Annotated in this window: 1 protein-coding gene; it reads right to left on the bottom strand. The window is 46.8% G+C overall.

The window, feature by feature from the left end; all coding sequences use genetic code 11:
* Window positions 1–55: 55 nt before the first annotated feature.
* On the bottom strand, window positions 56–466 hold a 411-nt coding region (locus C2M35_RS15255; RefSeq protein ID WP_158678003.1), incomplete at its 5' end, for a PKD domain-containing protein.

Below are 466 nucleotides of genomic sequence, written 5' to 3'. Positions count from 1 at the left end.
AACGTAAATTAAGAAGAAAAAGGAAGGCTCTAGAGAGCCTTCCAGGGGTTACAGCTTACTTACGTTTACCGTTGCCTTTTGACTTAGGAGAAGCCGCGATGGTTTCTTCTAAAGAACAGTTGGCAGTGCCAGTTTCACATACTTGGTAAGTGAAGCTGGTAGCGGTTGAGTTAAAGCGGTCTGTGTAGTCTGTTTTTCTCACAGCTGAGGCAACTAGGGCACCATCGCGGTATACATCAAACTCAGTTGCAGTTTGTGCAGTCCAAGATAGATCCGTTGTTACTCGGTTACCGTCGGTTTCAGCTGTACCTTGTACAAAGATAGTTGGCACTGGTACAGGCTCAGTCACAGTTACGTCTTTAGTGATAGAGTGCTGGGCACCGTCATCATCGCTTACAGTTAGGGTTACAGTGTAAGTACCCGCAGCTGTGTAGCTGTGTGAAGGGTTAGCTAGAGTTGAGCTAGC

The sequence above is a fragment of the Pseudoalteromonas sp. T1lg76 genome (assembly GCF_002964725.1).
In the GTDB taxonomy this organism is placed as follows: Bacteria; Pseudomonadota; Gammaproteobacteria; order Enterobacterales; family Alteromonadaceae; genus Pseudoalteromonas.
Note: the sequence above shows the minus strand (reverse complement) of the source record. Positions and strands in the feature narration are given on the sequence as shown.